The sequence below is a fragment of the Kribbella sp. NPDC031520 genome (assembly GCF_055580825.1).
The window spans coordinates 1,456,027-1,470,024 of sequence record NZ_JBVIKS010000001.1; the positions used below are offsets into that span (position 1 = coordinate 1,456,027).

A 13,998-nucleotide genomic window follows, 5' to 3' on the forward strand; every position below is an offset into this window, starting at 1 on the left:
TTCGGCGAAGTGGCGAAGCACGGGCGCCGTTGGTTGCCGTTGATCGGAGTGAACGCGCTGATCGGCAGCGGGGTCACCCTCGCGTTGCCGACGATCCTCGGTCGTTCGGTCGACTCGATCGTCGCCGGTGACGGGTACACCCGTTGGCTGATCGTCACGGCCACGCTGATCGGGCTCGGGATCGCGGCCAGCATCATCGACGCGTTCGCCGGCGCGGCCTGCGTCGCCGAGACGACGGCCTGGCTGCGGAACCGGCTGGTCCGGCACGTCGTCCGCGGCGGCCCGGACGGTACGCGCGACTTCGAGACCGGCGACCTGGTCACCCGGGTATCGGCCAACGCGACCGACGCCGCCCAGGCCGGACCGGCCGCGGTGACGGCGATCGCCGCGATCGCTCCGCCCCTCGGCAGCTTAGTCCTCCTGGCCGTCATCGACCCATGGCTCGCGGCCGCGTTCTTCGGCGGCGTACTGCTGGTGATCCTGGTCCTGTGGACGTTCGCGAAACGCACCGCCGACGTCAGCCTCTCCTACCAGGAGACCCAGGGCCGGATCGCCGCTCTGCTGTCCGAATCCCTGACCGGCATCCGCACCATCCGCTCCGCCGGTACGACAGAACGCGAGGAGCGCCGCATCCTCGGTCTCCTCCCCGAACTGCACCGGCACGGCGTCGTCACCTGGCGGATCCTGGCCCGCTCCGGCGCACAGGCCGCGCTCGTCGGTCCACTCGTACTCGTCGCGGTCCTGGCCGTCGGCGGACTGCAGCTCGTGGCCGGCAACGTCACCGCGGGCGAGCTGTTCGCCGCCTCGCAGTACGCCGTTCTCGGCGCCGGGCTCGGCAACCTGACCGGGATCCTCGGCGAACTCGCGCGCGCGAAGGCCGGCGTACGGCGGTCCGCCGAGGTGACCGCGATCGAGCCTGTCGCCCACGGCTCGCTGACGCTACCGCCCGGGACCGGGCAGCTGACGTTCGACGGCGTCAGCGTCTTCGCGGGCGAGAAGATCCTGCTGGACAACGTGAATCTCGACCTTCCGGGTGGTGTCACGGTCGCGGTCGTCGGTCCGAGCGGCGCCGGCAAGTCGGTGCTCGCGGCGGTCGCGGCGCGCCTGCGTGACCCGTCGACCGGACAGGTCTCGCTGGACGGCGTACCGCTGCAGGCCGTCAGCCGGCGGGCGTTGCGGCACGCGGTCGGTTGTGCGTTCGAGCGCCCGCAGTTGATCGGCCGGACCGTCGGCGAGGCGATCGACCCGCACGCGGTCAGCCCGGTCCGGACCCTCGCCGCGGCCCGCGCGACGCACGCCCACGACTTCGTCAGCCGGCTCCCCGACGGGTACTTCACCTCGTTGCGCAAGGCACCGATGTCCGGCGGCGAACGGCAACGCCTCGGCCTCGCCCGCGCCTGGTCGGCCCGCCGGCTGCTGGTCCTGGACGACGCCACGTCGAGCCTCGACACCGCGACCGAACGCCAGATCAGCCGCACCCTCACCGAGGACAGGCAGCACCGCACCCGCCTGATCGTCACCCATCGCCCCGCGACCGCGGCCCGCGCCGACCTCGTCATCTGGCTGGACCACGGCCAGGTCCGCGCGATCGCCCCGCATGCCGACCTCTGGCACAACACCTCGTACCGAGCTGTCTTCGGATGAAGCGCGAGCTGTCGTACGGTGCTGCGGCGCTGCGGAACAAGGCCACGGTCAAGTTGATCGGGTGGTCGGTTCCGGAGCTCCTGCCGACGGCGGTGTACGGGATCGCAGTGGCGCGGGCGACCGACAGTTTTCTCGCCGGGCACGCGTGGAGCGGGATCGCGTGGCTGAGTGGCCTGGTCGCGACCGCGGCGCTCGGTGCGGCCGGGGCGCGGCAGGTGTACGGGCGGCTGGGTGACCTGGTCGAGCCGCTGCGGGACGACCTGGTACGGCGGGTGGTCGGCGGCGCGCTCCGGACCGGGGACGACGGAGCGGTGGCCCGGCTGAACCGGCAGGTCGAGATCGTCCGGGACACGTTCGCGGGGCTCGTCCTGGTCCTGCGGAGCTTCGCGGTCACGTTGTTCGGAGTACTCGCGGGCCTGTTGTCGCTGGCCCCGCTGGTCGCGGTGTTCGTCGTACCGCCGTTCCTGCTCGGGTTCGCGTTGTCGCTGGCCGTGCTCGGGATGGCGGCGGACCGGGTCCGGGCGTCGTTGACGGCGGACGAGGAGCTCGCGTCCACGGCGGGCATGGTGTTCGGCGGGGTACGCGACCTCACCGCGACCGGCGCCGAGGAGTACGCCGAATGGTTGACGAGCCGGCCGATCGAGGCGCACGCGGCGGCGGAGCGTGCGCTGGCGAAGGTGTCGGCGTTGCGGACCTTGTGCTTCGCGGTGGGCGGCTGGCTGCCGCTGCTGATCCTGCTGGCGACCGGGCCGTGGCTGGTCGGACGGGGCATCAGTACGGGCACCCTGCTCGGCGGGCTGACGTACGTGCTGATCGGGTTGCAGCCGGCGTTGAACACGGTCATGAACGCGCTCGGCGACAGCGGCTTGCGGTACGTCATCACGCTCGGCCGGATCCTCGACACGTCAACGCCCGCACCGGAACCGCGTCCGGTCGGCGAGCTGAGCGGCTACCAGGTCCGGCTCCGGGGACTGACCTTCGCGTACGGCCCGAAAGCCGAACCCGTACTGGACAATCTCGAACTCACGATCGCCGAAGGTGAGCACCTGGCCGTCGTCGGACCGAGCGGAATCGGCAAGTCGACGCTGGCCGGACTGGTCTGCGGGATGTTGACGCCGACCCGGGGCCGGCTGTTGCTCGGCGGTGCGGCACCGACCGAGGTGACCACCGAGCGGCTCGCACGGACCCGCGTGCTGATTCCGCAGGAGGCGTACGTCTTCAGCGGCACCGTCCGCGACAACCTCGCGTACTTGTTGCCCGACGCAACGGATCACCAACTCGAACTGGCCGCGAAGACCGTCGGCGCCGACCAGCTCGCCGAACGTCTCGGCGGCCTGGACGCCGAGGTCAAGCCGGCCGAACTGTCCGCGGGCGAGAAGCAACTGCTCGCCCTGGTCCGCGCGTACCTGTCCCCCGCGCCGCTCGTCGTCCTCGACGAGGCGACCTGCTTCCTCGACCCCGAGGCCGAACGCCAGGCCGAGGAAGCCTTCGCGAGACGGCCCGGCACGCTGATCGTGATCGCGCACCGGATCAGCTCGGCCCTGCGTGCCAAACGCATCCTGGTCCTCGACGGCAACAAGGCCACCCTCGGCACCCACGCGGGCCTGATGCGGACGTCGCGCATGTACCGCGACCTGCACGGCAACTGGATCTAGATCCAGCCCGCGTCCTGAGCCTTTCGAATCGCCTCGATCCGGCTCCGCGAACCGGTCTTCGCGAGGATGCGCGAGAGGTAGTTACGAACTGTCCCAGCGCTCAGGCTCAACGTACGTGCGACCTCCTGCGCCGTCGCGCCGGTGGTGACCTGACGCAGCACTTCGCACTCACGATCGGTCAGCGGATTGTCGCCCGCCTTCAGCGCCGCCACAGCGAGTCGTACGTCGACCACGGGCAGCCCCTTCGCGACGTCGCGAACCGCCTGCACCAGCTGGTCGGTGGTCGCGTCGGTCGCGATCAGCCCGATCCGGGGCGCCTGCTTCACCAAAGCGAGGCTCGTGGCCGGGATCGACTCGTGGTCGACCAGCACCAGCACGCCGCGCCCGCTGAGCTTGCGGCAGAGGTCCTCGATCCGGATCCGTCCGGGCAACTGCAGGTCGAGCAGGAACACGTCCGGCCGTCGGCCGGCGACCTGGAGGATGTCCTCGGAGCGGTCCACGTCCGCGACCACGTCCAGGTCGTTCTCCCCTGCCAGCACCGCGGCCAGTGCACCACGCACCAGCGTGCCACGATGGCCGAGCGCCACTCGGATCACCGCTTCCCGCCCCCATCACATTCGTTGCCTCATCCGCCCCCAGAGGAAAAGCACGTGCCGGGTGGCGGTACCCGTGCTTCGATCAACGAGTGAACACGCCGGATGACACGCAGTCGTCAACAGTTTGTCCGGGTTGCCGCGCCGAACTGCCTCGATCGGAGTGGCCGGACACGCCGAGGTACAACGCCACCCGGGAGTGCGCCGAGGTGGCCGGCGAGCTGCTCGGCTTCGAGGTCGAGCACACCGCTCGCCTCGGGTACCTGCACCAGCTCCGGATCGACGCGTACGGCGCCCAGCACGTGAACCCGGACGCCCCGCGGATCGGCCCGGTGTTCGCGCTCAACGGCCTGTACATGTATCTCGAACGCGGCTCCGGGAACATCGACGTACGGACGGCCCACGGGATCATGGCGAACTCGTACGACGACTGGCCGCGGCTCGTCCCGCCGGCCCGGGTCGGCGAGTTGACGGCGTACGACGTACTCACCGCCGGCGGGGTCGACGAGGTTGAGTCGACCCTGCTCAGGTGGGCTGCCCAGGTGTGGGAGTCATGGCCGGACACCGACCGGGAAACGATCCGGAAGCTGACCGTGGAACTGGTCCCGGAACGCTTGTTCCGACACTGATAAACCGATCGGTTCCACCCCCTCGGCGACGGCGGGCCGGACCCGGAAACCGTTCAGTTGTTGGGCTTTCGGAAGCTCCGGGCCGGGAAAAAGTTCGGGGCAGATCGCGATCTGGGGTTGCGTTTCCGGACTTCCTCGCCGAGGATGGCTCAGGTCGCGCCGTTACCGGGGCGTGACCATTCGGACGCTGTCCCGTTACCTGTAGCGAGCCGTGCCCGAGTGCCCCCACCCCTGTACCGGGGGGCCTGGTGTGCTCCACCATGCCCGAGTTCACGAGGAGCGCTTTACCGATGTCCAAGGCTCGACATGCGCGCGCCCGGCGAAGTACTCGCCGGGTGGCCCGAACCATCTCGATCGCCGGCCTGGGAGCCGGCATCACCGCTGCCGGCGCCGCCTCGGCGTTCGCGACCGACTACACGGTCAAGTCCGGCGACACCCTCTCCGAGATCGCGCAGGCCAACGGTGCCGACTGGCACGAGCTGGCCCGGATCAACCACCTCAAGGACCCGAACCTCATCCTGATCGGGCAGACGCTGACGCTGGACGGTGTGAAGACCACCGCCGACCGCGACCGGACGCCGCGCGTGGTCAAGAAGGCCGAGACCCGCAAGTACGACGCGAAGAAGTCCGAGCGGAAGACCCGGAGCAGCCGCTCCGAGGACCGCCCGTCGGCCGGCAGCAGGGCGAGCCTGAGCGGCGCCTGGGCCAAGGTCGCGAACTGCGAGTCCAGCGGCAACCCGCGGGCCGTGAACGGCGCCGGCTACTACGGCCTGTTCCAGTTCGACCTGCAGACCTGGCGCAGCGTCGGCGGCTCCGGCAACCCGATCAACGCCTCGGCGGGCGAGCAGCTGATGCGCGCGAAGAAGCTGTACGCGCAGCGCGGCGCCTCCCCGTGGCCGGTCTGCGGCCGATTCCTGCGCTGACACACCCCGGCCGGATGGACGGCGGTCGACCGTCCTCCCCCTGTCCATCCGGCCGTCCGGGACAGCTCAGTCCCGGCTGATGACGAGCATCTCGTCGGCGCCCGCCTGGAACTCGTAGGGGACCTTGCGGATCTCGCAGGTCACGCCCTCGAGCGAGTCCAGCAGTTCGGGCAGCCACGGAATCTTCCGGCCGTCGCCCTGCAGCACCAGCGGGAAGATCCGTACCTCGTGGTTGCTGACCCGGATCAGCTCCCGCAGCGCGGCCGCGTGCCAGTCCTGGTCGTACTTGTCGGCCCAGGTGAACAGCAGATGCGAGCACAGCACCAACTCGAACCGGCGATCACCGAACGGCAGGTCGGGCAGACCGGCGGCCACGTACCGCTCCGGCGCGGTCGCGACGTCCTGCAGGAACCGGTCGGCCGCCTCGATCCGGTACTGGTCCTTCCGCTCCGGCGACCCGTACCAGCTCCAGACGAAGCTCCCCTGGTGCTCGTCGATGATTCCCGACGTGGCCGGCAGGCTCTTGCGGACGCTGTCGACGAGTTCGGGGTGGTCGAGCTCGTACGCCGGGTCGGCGGCGATCGCGTCCACGCCCCGGGCGGCGGCCTCGGCGGTGAAGCCGGCACCACCCGCGCAGCAGTCGAGGACGGAGTCGGGGAGTTCCTTCAGGTCGAACATCGCTTCGTACTCGGCGTACGAGCGCGAGGTCACCAGCACGGGTCTACCTTTCGACGGTTGTCTTCCGGCGCAACCGGCGGTCGAGCGTGTTCGCCCCTGCCGCCAGAGCCAGGAAGAGTATCGCCACCAGGAGACAGTTCAGTAGTACCCGTCCGTACCCGTGCTGGTCGACGTCCACGAACGGGTACGGGTAGAAGTGCACGAAGGCGCCCCGGACCAGCGTGAACACCAGCCAGAGCAGCGGGAACACGACCGACCACCCGACGATCCGCCAGTCGGTCTCGCCGCGCGGCCCGAACAGCAGCCAGCCGAATACGCCGGCCACCGGCGCGGCCGTGTGCAGCAGGAAGTTCGCGACCGCGGCCCACCCGTGCAGGTCGTCGATGCCGGCGAGCACGGCGTGGTAGACGATGCCGGTGACCGCAATGCAGAGCGCACCGTTCAGCCGCAGAGTCCGGAACAATGTGCTCTCCGGGCGGGCCGGTTGCGCCGCCAGCATCAGCACGGTGCCGCCGAGCAGCAGGTTCGACTGGATGGTGAAGTACGAGAACACGTTGAAGACCCGCTCCGGGTTGTCCGGGAAGAATCCCTCGTGCCCGTTCGCGGTCACCACCAACTGGATACAGATGCCGGCCACCACGATCAGACCGGTGACCGCCGCCCAGACCCGCCCGATCGTCGTCATGCAGGAAATGTACGACGAGTAGCCGACCACGTACGCGAGCCGGCGCCTAACACAGTTGTGCTAAAAAGGATTGCATGCCGAAGATCGTCGACCACGCCACCCGCCGCGAGGAGATCGCCGAGGCGCTCTGGCGGGTGGTTCGCCGGGACGGGATCCGGGCCGCCTCGGTGCGGACCGTCGCGGCCGAGGCCGGCTGGTCCGCGGGCGCGGTGCGCTACTACTTCCCCGACCAGGACGGCCTGCTCAGCTTCGCGATGGACCTGGTGTCGCGACGGGTGACCGAACGGGTCGGCGCGATCGAGGCCAAGGGCAGCGTTCCGGCGATCGTGCTGCGGTACCTCGACGAGGTCCTTCCGCTGGACGCCGAACGGCGCGCGGAGTTCGACGTCTGGCTGGCGTTCATGGCGCAGGCCCAGGCCGAGACCGGCGCCGGCACGTTGCACAGCCACGTCGACACCGTCCACAACGGACTCCGGGAGCTGTGCGAGTCCTTGGTGCGCGCCCTGGCCGAAGCCGGCCTGCTGAAAGACAGTCTCGACGTACGGCGTGAGGTCGAGCGTCTGCATGCCCTGCTCGACGGTCTGGCCCTGCACGCGGCCATCCAGCCGCAACGCACCACACCGGCCCGTGTCCGCCAGTTGATGCGGCACCACATCGAGTCACTGCTTTCCTAACCTCCCCGCCCCGAGCGAAGCGAGGGGCGGGGACTCAAAAGCCCTTACAAACCTGGGTTTTCGACAAGAATCGCCGTGACCGGCCCAAAACCGTCGCGGCACGTGGCACGATCACCGCATGGAGTCCGAGGGGGTGATCGTCGTCAGTGGAATCATGGCGGCGGGGAAGTCGTCGGTGTCCCAGATGCTGGCCGAGAGATTCGAGTACGGCGTGCATCTGCGGGGGGACGTTTTCCGGCGGATGATCGTGAGTGGACAGGCTTCGATGGCCGATGACGTGCTCGCGGCACAGCGCCAGTTGCAGCTGCGCTACCGGCTCGCGTGCCTGGCCGCCGACGAGTACGCGAAGGCCGGTTTCACCGTCGTCCTGCAGGACGTCGTGATCGGTGAGTTGCTGCGCGAGTTCCTGGACGGGATCCGCACCCGGCCGCGCTACCTGGTCGTACTGACACCGCGGCCGGAGGTGATCTCGAACCGGCTCGGCGGCGCGCATCATCTGGTCGACGAACTCGACTACGAGTTGCACGCCTTCAGTCCGCGGCGCGGGTTGTGGCTGGACAACTCCGACCTGAGCGTCGGCGAAACCGTGGACGCGATCCTCGGCCACCTCGACGAGGCACGCTTCGACTCGTAGCGGGATCACCTACTCGACGGTAGTTTGAGGAGATGACCGTACGGCGGACGTCCTGCAACCTGTGCGAAGCGATCTGCGGTGTGCTCGTCACCGTCGAGGACGGCCGGGTCACCGACATCCGGGGTGACGAGTCGGACCCGTTGTCCCGCGGTCACATCTGCCCGAAGGCGGTCGCGCTCCGCGACCTGCAGGAAGACCCGGACCGGTTGACCACGCCGGTACGCCGGACACCTGACGGCTGGCAGCCGATCGAATGGGACGCGGCGTACGAGCTGATCGTCGCCCACCTGACCGCGATCCAGCGCGAGCACGGGCGGAACGCGGTCGGCGTGTACCTCGGCAACCCGAACGTGCACAGCGTCGGCGCGCTCACGCACATGCCGACGATGGTCCGCCAGCTCCGGACCCGGAACAAGTTCAGCGCGACCTCGATCGACCAGCTGCCGCAGATGCTCGCGTCGTACCTGCTCTACGGGCATCAGCTGATGGTCGCGGTACCGGATATCGACCGGACGTCGTACCTGTTGATGCTCGGTGCGAATCCGCTCGCGTCGAACGGCAGCATGATGACTGCACCCGGGTTCGGAAAACGTTTGAAGGATTTGCGGAAACGCGGTGGAAAGGTCGTCGTCATCGACCCCCGCCGGACCGAAACCGCAGCGGTTTCCGACGAACACCATTTCGTCCGCCCGGGAACGGACGCCGCATTCCTGCTGGCATTGATCCACGAGGTGATCGCGCAGGGATTCGCCCGTCCGGCCGAATACGTCGACGGTCTCGCCGAGGTGGAGGCCGTGGTGGAGAAGTGGACGCCGGAGCGGGCGGCCGCGATCACCGGCATTCCCGCCGAGGTGATCGAACGGCTGGGAGGTGAGTTCGGGTCGGCCGAGCGGGCCGCCTGTTACGGACGCGTCGGGGTGTCGACGCAGCAGTTCGGGGCCATCTGCCAGTGGGCGATCCAGGTGCTCAACATCATCACCGGGAACCTCGACCGGCCCGGCGGGACGATGTTCCCGCGGCCGGCGGTGAACGCGCTGCTCGGCCTGGGCCGCGGGCACGTCGGCGTCTGGAAGAGCCGGGTCCGCGGGCTGCCCGAGTTCGGTGGCGAGCTGCCGGTGTCGACGATGGCCGAGGAGATCCTGACGCCCGGCGACGGGCAGATCCGCGCGATGGTGACGATCGCCGGCAACCCGGTCCTCTCGACCCCGGACGGACGCCGGCTGGACGAGGCACTCGGGTCGCTGGACTTCATGGTCTCGATCGACCCGTACATCAACGAGACGACCCGGCACGCGGACGTCATCCTGCCGCCGTCCCCGCCGCTGGAGCGAGACCACTACGACATCGTTTTCCATCAGCTGGCGGTCCGGAACACGGCCCGCTGGAACGACGCCGTACTCCCCAAACCCGCATCGGCCCGGCACGACTGGGAGATCTTCCGCGACCTGGGGCTGGCGCTGGTACGGCGTACTCCCTGGAGTCGGCGGCGTGCCGAAGTCATCGCGCGGTTGCGGTTGTCGCCGCGATGGATCGTCGACGCCGGGCTGCGGATCGGGCCGTACCGGTTGTCGGTCGGGAAACTGCGCCGCTCCCCCGGTGGGATCGACCTCGGACCACTGCAACCCGCACTCCCCGGAGCACTGCACAAGAAGTCGAAGCGGATCGACCTCGCCCAACGGATGATCCTCGACGACCTCCCGCGCCTCGACGCACTGACGACGCTGTCCGCCGACGAACTGCTGCTGATCGGACGGCGCCATCTCCGCAGCAACAACTCGTGGATGCACAACTCCGCACGACTCGTGAAGGGCCGGCCGCGGCATCACCTGTTGATGCACCCGGACGACCTCGGCACCCGGGACCTCACCGACGGCCAGCTCGTCACGGTCACCTCCGCGGCCGGGTCCGTGGACGTGGAAGTTGCCGCGAGCAACGACATGATGCCAGGGGTGGTCAGCCTGCCGCACGGGTTCGGTCACAACCGCACCGGATCCCGGCTCTCGGTGGCCAACCAGGTCCCGGGCCCGAGCGTCAACGATGTCACCGACGCGGCGCTCACCGACCCGACGGCCGGCACCGCGGCGGTGAACGGCGTACCTGTGACGGTCACGGCGTGCGCCGCGCCGAACTCTGCCGGATGATCAGCAGCGGTGTCGAGTAGAGGTGCGACTGCGGCTGAGCCCCCGCGAGCAGGTCGAACAAGCGGCGGCTGACCTCGGCGCCGTACCCGACGATGTTGTGACTGAGTGCCGTCAGCGTGGGATGGGTGACCCGGCACAGCGCCGAGTCGTCCCAGGCGACCAGCGTCAGGTCGTCGGGGACGCGGAGGTGGAGCGCTTGCGCGACAGCCAGTCCGGCGACCGCCATCAGGTCGTTGTCGTACACGATCGCCGTCGGACGACCCGCGAGGACCTCACGGGTCGCGGCGGCGCCCTCCGTGGCGGAGTAGTCGGTGTGCCGCGTGGTCGCGGTCAGCGCGAGCCGGCGTACGGCAGTCTCGAACGCCTGGTCGCGGATCCACACATCGCCGAAGTCGGGCGGACCCGCGATCCGTGCGATCACCTTGTGGCCGAGAGACGCGACATGGTCGAGCGCCGCGTTCATCGCCGCCGTACTGTCGGTCCACACGCACGGCATCCCCTCCGCGTGCGCCGGATCGCCGACCAGGACGGCCGGCAGCCCGAGCTTGCGCAGTACCGGGATGCGCGGATCACCGACCCGCAGGTCGACCACGATCACCCCGTCGACCCGGCGCTCGGCGGCCCACTTCCGGTACGTCGCGAGCTCCGCGCCGAGATCGGCCACCACCTGCAGGGACAGCGCGTACGAGTGTTCGGCGAGTACGGACTCGACGCCGCCGACGAAGCCCATGAAGTACGGCTCCTCGATCAGCGTCTGCGAAGACCGGGCGAGCACCAGCCCGAACGTCTCGCTCCGCGCCGCAGACAGCTGGCGGGCCGCGGTGTTCGGCACCCACTCCAGCTCGGCGGCGACCCGGAGCACCCGCGCTCGGGTCGCGGCCGATACACCCGGGCGATTGTTCAGCGCGTACGAGACGGCGCCGGGCGAGACCCCGCACCGCCGGGCGATCTCCTTGATGGTCACACGAGACACGACACCCTCCTCACCGGGGCGCCCGGACGGACGGGTCCGGACCATCCAGTGTCCCGCGATTCCAACCCTCTGTCATCACACAGGTACAGAAGGTGACCGTTTGATCAAACTTGTGACCGCCCAGTCGTTGGGCGGAGGGTGGTGTGGACGGGCCGCGGTGGGATACGGTTTCCTTCGTTACTTAACCGGTTCGGCTTAGCAGACGGCGCCAACCCCAGGGCAGCGGGTGACGCGCCGCCGACAAGGAGAAACCATGGTCGCAAAGGACCACCTGTCCCTCCAGTTGTACACGGTCCGGGGCAAGCTCGAAGAAGACTTCGACGGCACCCTGGCCCGGATCGCGGAGCTCGGCTACACCAAGGTCGAGCCCTTCGGTGTGACCGCCTTCGCGGACCGTCTGGCCGACGCGCTGCCCAAGCACGGACTGTCGGCCCCGACCACCCACGCCGGCCTGCTCCGCGAGGACAGCGCCCCGATCTACGCCGCCGCCAAGCGGCTCGGCATCAGCACGGTCATCGACCCGCACACCGACCCGGCCCGCTGGCAGTCGGCCGACGAGATCAAGGTCATCGCCGCGGGCCTGAACGAGGCCGCGAAGGAGGCCGCCGACCAGGGCATCACGGTCGGCTACCACAACCACCAGTTCGAGCTCGAGTCGAAGATCGACGGCGTGCACGCGCTGGAGATCCTGGTCGACAACCTGTCCGACGAGGTGATCCTCGAGGTCGACACGTACTGGGCCGCGGTCGGCGGTGCCGACGTACCGGCGCTGCTGAAGAAGTTCGGCGAGCGGGTCACCGCGATCCACGTCAAGGACGGCGACGGGACGCTGGACAACAAGGCGCAGGTCGCGGTCGGCGACGGCACCATCGCGGTCCGGGACATCCTGGCCGCGGCACCGCAGGCGCTGCGGGTCGTCGAGCTGGACGACTTCTCCGGCGAGATCTTCGACGCGGTCGAGGGCTCGTACAAGTTCCTCACCGGAGAGGGCGCACCCGAATGACGGCCGTCGGAGTAGGGGTGATCGGCGCCGGGGTGATCTCCGACGCCTACATCAAGAGCATGCAGAGCTTCCCGGACCTGAAGGTCGTCGCGATCGGCGACCTCCGGCCGGAGGCGGCCGAGGCGAAGGCCAAGGAGTACGGCATCGAGGCCCACGGGGGTCCCGAGGTGGTGCTGAACAACCCGGACGTCGAGATCGTGGTCAACCTGACCATCCCGGTCGCACACGTCGAGGTGGCCCTCGCGGCCGTTGCCGCCGGCAAGCATGTGTGGAGCGAGAAGCCGTTCTCGCTGGACCAGTCGAGCGGCCTGAAGCTGCTGGCGACGGCCCAGGACGCGGGCGTCCGGCTCGGTTGCGCGCCGGACACCATCCTCGGCCCGGGGCTGCAGGAGTCCCGCCGGATCATCGAGCGCGGTGACATCGGTACGCCGCTGACCGCGTTGACGCTGATGCAGTCCCCCGGCCCGGAGTCCTGGCACCCGAACCCGGCGTTCCTGTTCCAGGAGGGCGCGGGCCCGCTCTGGGACATCGGCCCGTACTACCTGACCACCCTGGTGCAGCTGTTCGGTCCGGTCGCCGCGGTCGCGGGGCTCGGCTCGAAGTCGCGTGAGAAGCGCACGATCGGCTCCGGTCCGCTGGCGGGGACCGACTTCGACGTGACCGTGCCGACGCATGTCAGCGCGATCGCGAAGTTCGAGTCGGGACAGTCGTCGCAGAGCATCTTCAGCTTCGACTCGCCGCTGCCGCGGGCCGGGTTCGTCGAGATCACCGGCTCGGACGCGACGCTCGCCGTACCGGATCCGAACGGGTTCGACGGTGCGATCAAGATCCGCCGCCGGGGTGCGGAGGACTGGGAGACGATCGCGGAGACCAGGGCGGTCGCGCAGCGCGGTACCGGGGTGCTCGAGATGGCGCGCGCCATCCGGGCCGGCCGGCCGCACCGGGCGACCGGCGCGCTGGCGTTCCACATCGTCGACGTGATGGCCTCCGTCACCGACTCGATCGACACCGGTGCGTTCGTCGACGTACAGAGCACCGTCGAGGTCGCACCGATCCTGCCGGACGACTGGGACGTCACGGCGGCCACTCTGTGAGTGTCGTTCTGGATCCCCGGCGGACCGTGGTGTTCGCCGGGGACTCGGTCACCGACTGCGGCCGCCGTACCGACCCGGTCGGGCTCGGCGACGGCTACGTCCGCAGGCTGTACGACGACCTCGGTGAGCATCGGCCGGCGATCGTCAACGCCGGCATCAGTGGCAACCGCGCGGTCGATCTGGCCGCCCGGTGGACCACCGACGTACTGGCCCACGACCCGGCGCTGGTGTCGATCCTGATCGGGATCAACGACACCTGGCGGCGGTACGACGAGAACAACCCGACGACGCCGGAGTCCTTCGAGGCGTCGTACCGGTCCTTGCTCGACCCGCTGTCCTGTCCGGTCGTGCTGATGGAGCCGTTCCTGCTGCCGGTGAAGGACGGGCAGGAGGAGTGGCGCGAGGACCTCGACCCGAAGCTCGAGGTTGTCCGGAAGCTGGCCGTCGAGTACGGCGCGATCCTGGTACCGACCGACGTCGAGCTGACCAAACAAGCTGCCTCGGTCGGCGCGGCCACGCTGGCAGGTGACGGCGTCCATCCGTCGGCGGCCGGACATCAGGCGCTCGCCGATCTGTGGCGCCGGTACGTCCTGGACACCTGACGTTTCACCGCTCCTCGTTTCGCGGGGAGCGGTGCGGTTCTACTAAACCGGTTCATCCCCTGGAGCCTCA

14 protein-coding genes are annotated in these 13,998 nt (G+C 69.4%); 10 read left to right on the forward strand and 4 right to left on the reverse strand.

The window, feature by feature from the left end; genetic code table 11:
• Positions 1 to 9: 9 nt before the first annotated feature.
• Complete coding sequence (locus ACZ5BU_RS07315) at positions 10 to 1,644, forward strand: ABC transporter ATP-binding protein (protein ID WP_465696293.1); 1,635 nt, start codon at positions 10 to 12, stop codon at positions 1,642 to 1,644.
• Positions 1,641 to 3,299, forward strand: coding sequence for an ABC transporter ATP-binding protein (locus tag ACZ5BU_RS07320; RefSeq protein ID WP_465696295.1), 1,659 nt, complete (start codon positions 1,641 to 1,643; stop codon positions 3,297 to 3,299). The genes ACZ5BU_RS07315 and ACZ5BU_RS07320 overlap by 4 nt, the downstream gene beginning before the upstream one ends.
• On the opposite strand, the gene ACZ5BU_RS07325 is transcribed toward ACZ5BU_RS07320, so the two are convergent.
• On the reverse strand, positions 3,296 to 3,886 hold the full coding sequence (locus tag ACZ5BU_RS07325; RefSeq protein WP_465696297.1) for a response regulator transcription factor: 591 nt from the start codon (positions 3,884 to 3,886) through the stop codon (positions 3,296 to 3,298). The two genes, ACZ5BU_RS07320 and ACZ5BU_RS07325, sit on opposite strands and share 4 nt — an antisense overlap.
• A 98-nt stretch (positions 3,887 to 3,984) precedes the next feature.
• Here ACZ5BU_RS07325 and ACZ5BU_RS07330 point away from each other — a divergent pair, with 98 nt between their 5' ends.
• Both ACZ5BU_RS07330 and ACZ5BU_RS07335 read left to right on the forward strand, forming a co-directional pair.
• Positions 3,985 to 4,521, forward strand: coding sequence for a DUF5946 family protein (locus ACZ5BU_RS07330; protein ID WP_465696299.1), 537 nt, complete (start codon positions 3,985 to 3,987; stop codon positions 4,519 to 4,521).
• Positions 4,522 to 4,811: 290 nt separating this feature from the next.
• A complete protein-coding gene (locus tag ACZ5BU_RS07335) occupies positions 4,812 to 5,444 on the forward strand; it encodes a transglycosylase family protein (protein WP_465696301.1) in 633 nt (210 codons plus the stop codon).
• Positions 5,445 to 5,510: 66 nt separating this feature from the next.
• Here ACZ5BU_RS07335 and ACZ5BU_RS07340 read toward each other — a convergent pair whose 3' ends face one another.
• Positions 5,511 to 6,161: a class I SAM-dependent methyltransferase gene (locus ACZ5BU_RS07340; protein ID WP_465696303.1), complete on the reverse strand. Its 651-nt coding sequence runs from the start codon at positions 6,159 to 6,161 to the stop codon at positions 5,511 to 5,513.
• 4 nt (positions 6,162 to 6,165) lie between these two features.
• A complete protein-coding gene (locus ACZ5BU_RS07345; protein WP_465696305.1) occupies positions 6,166 to 6,807 on the reverse strand; it encodes a Pr6Pr family membrane protein in 642 nt (213 codons plus the stop codon).
• Positions 6,808 to 6,881: 74 nt separating this feature from the next.
• Between ACZ5BU_RS07345 and ACZ5BU_RS07350 the strand changes: the two genes are divergently transcribed.
• From ACZ5BU_RS07350 to ACZ5BU_RS07360, 3 genes are all read left to right on the forward strand, one after another.
• Entirely contained in the window at positions 6,882 to 7,481 is a 600-nt protein-coding gene (locus tag ACZ5BU_RS07350; RefSeq protein WP_465696307.1) for a TetR/AcrR family transcriptional regulator, read from the forward strand.
• A 118-nt stretch (positions 7,482 to 7,599) separates the two neighbouring features.
• Positions 7,600 to 8,115, forward strand: a complete 516-nt coding sequence (locus ACZ5BU_RS07355; protein ID WP_465696308.1) for an AAA family ATPase — start codon at positions 7,600 to 7,602, stop codon at positions 8,113 to 8,115.
• Between the two features lie 32 nt (positions 8,116 to 8,147).
• A complete protein-coding gene (locus tag ACZ5BU_RS07360; protein WP_465696310.1) occupies positions 8,148 to 10,256 on the forward strand; it encodes a molybdopterin-dependent oxidoreductase in 2,109 nt (702 codons plus the stop codon).
• Here ACZ5BU_RS07360 and ACZ5BU_RS07365 read toward each other — a convergent pair.
• A complete protein-coding gene (locus ACZ5BU_RS07365; protein ID WP_465696312.1) occupies positions 10,222 to 11,229 on the reverse strand; it encodes a LacI family DNA-binding transcriptional regulator in 1,008 nt (335 codons plus the stop codon). The two genes, ACZ5BU_RS07360 and ACZ5BU_RS07365, sit on opposite strands and share 35 nt — an antisense overlap.
• Before the next feature lie 253 nt (positions 11,230 to 11,482).
• On the opposite strand from ACZ5BU_RS07365, the gene ACZ5BU_RS07370 reads away from it, so the two are divergent.
• From ACZ5BU_RS07370 to ACZ5BU_RS07380, 3 genes are read left to right on the forward strand one after another with little or no spacing between them, the layout of a single operon-like run.
• Positions 11,483 to 12,232, forward strand: a complete 750-nt coding sequence (locus ACZ5BU_RS07370; protein ID WP_465696314.1) for a sugar phosphate isomerase/epimerase family protein — start codon at positions 11,483 to 11,485, stop codon at positions 12,230 to 12,232.
• Complete coding sequence (locus ACZ5BU_RS07375) at positions 12,229 to 13,326, forward strand: Gfo/Idh/MocA family protein (protein ID WP_465696316.1); 1,098 nt, start codon at positions 12,229 to 12,231, stop codon at positions 13,324 to 13,326. Before ACZ5BU_RS07370 ends, ACZ5BU_RS07375 begins: the two co-directional genes overlap by 4 nt.
• Positions 13,323 to 13,928, forward strand: a complete 606-nt coding sequence (locus ACZ5BU_RS07380) for an SGNH/GDSL hydrolase family protein (protein WP_465696318.1) — start codon at positions 13,323 to 13,325, stop codon at positions 13,926 to 13,928. Before ACZ5BU_RS07375 ends, ACZ5BU_RS07380 begins: the two co-directional genes overlap by 4 nt.
• Positions 13,929 to 13,998: the final 70 nt, after the last annotated feature.

Bases quoted from the DNA above. Each gene is read 5' to 3' on its own strand.
- ACZ5BU_RS07345 (WP_465696305.1), bottom strand. From the start codon at position 6,807: ATGACGACGATCGGGCGGGTCTGGGCGGCGGTCACCGGTCTGATCGTG.
- ACZ5BU_RS07335 (WP_465696301.1), top strand. From the start codon at position 4,812: ATGTCCAAGGCTCGACATGCGCGCGCCCGGCGAAGTACTCGCCGGGTG.
- ACZ5BU_RS07320 (WP_465696295.1), top strand. From the start codon at position 1,641: ATGAAGCGCGAGCTGTCGTACGGTGCTGCGGCGCTGCGGAACAAGGCC.
- ACZ5BU_RS07360 (WP_465696310.1), top strand. From the start codon at position 8,148: ATGACCGTACGGCGGACGTCCTGCAACCTGTGCGAAGCGATCTGCGGT.
- ACZ5BU_RS07350 (WP_465696307.1), top strand. From the start codon at position 6,882: ATGCCGAAGATCGTCGACCACGCCACCCGCCGCGAGGAGATCGCCGAG.
- ACZ5BU_RS07375 (WP_465696316.1), top strand. From the start codon at position 12,229: ATGACGGCCGTCGGAGTAGGGGTGATCGGCGCCGGGGTGATCTCCGAC.
- ACZ5BU_RS07370 (WP_465696314.1), top strand. From the start codon at position 11,483: ATGGTCGCAAAGGACCACCTGTCCCTCCAGTTGTACACGGTCCGGGGC.
- ACZ5BU_RS07355 (WP_465696308.1), top strand. From the start codon at position 7,600: ATGGAGTCCGAGGGGGTGATCGTCGTCAGTGGAATCATGGCGGCGGGG.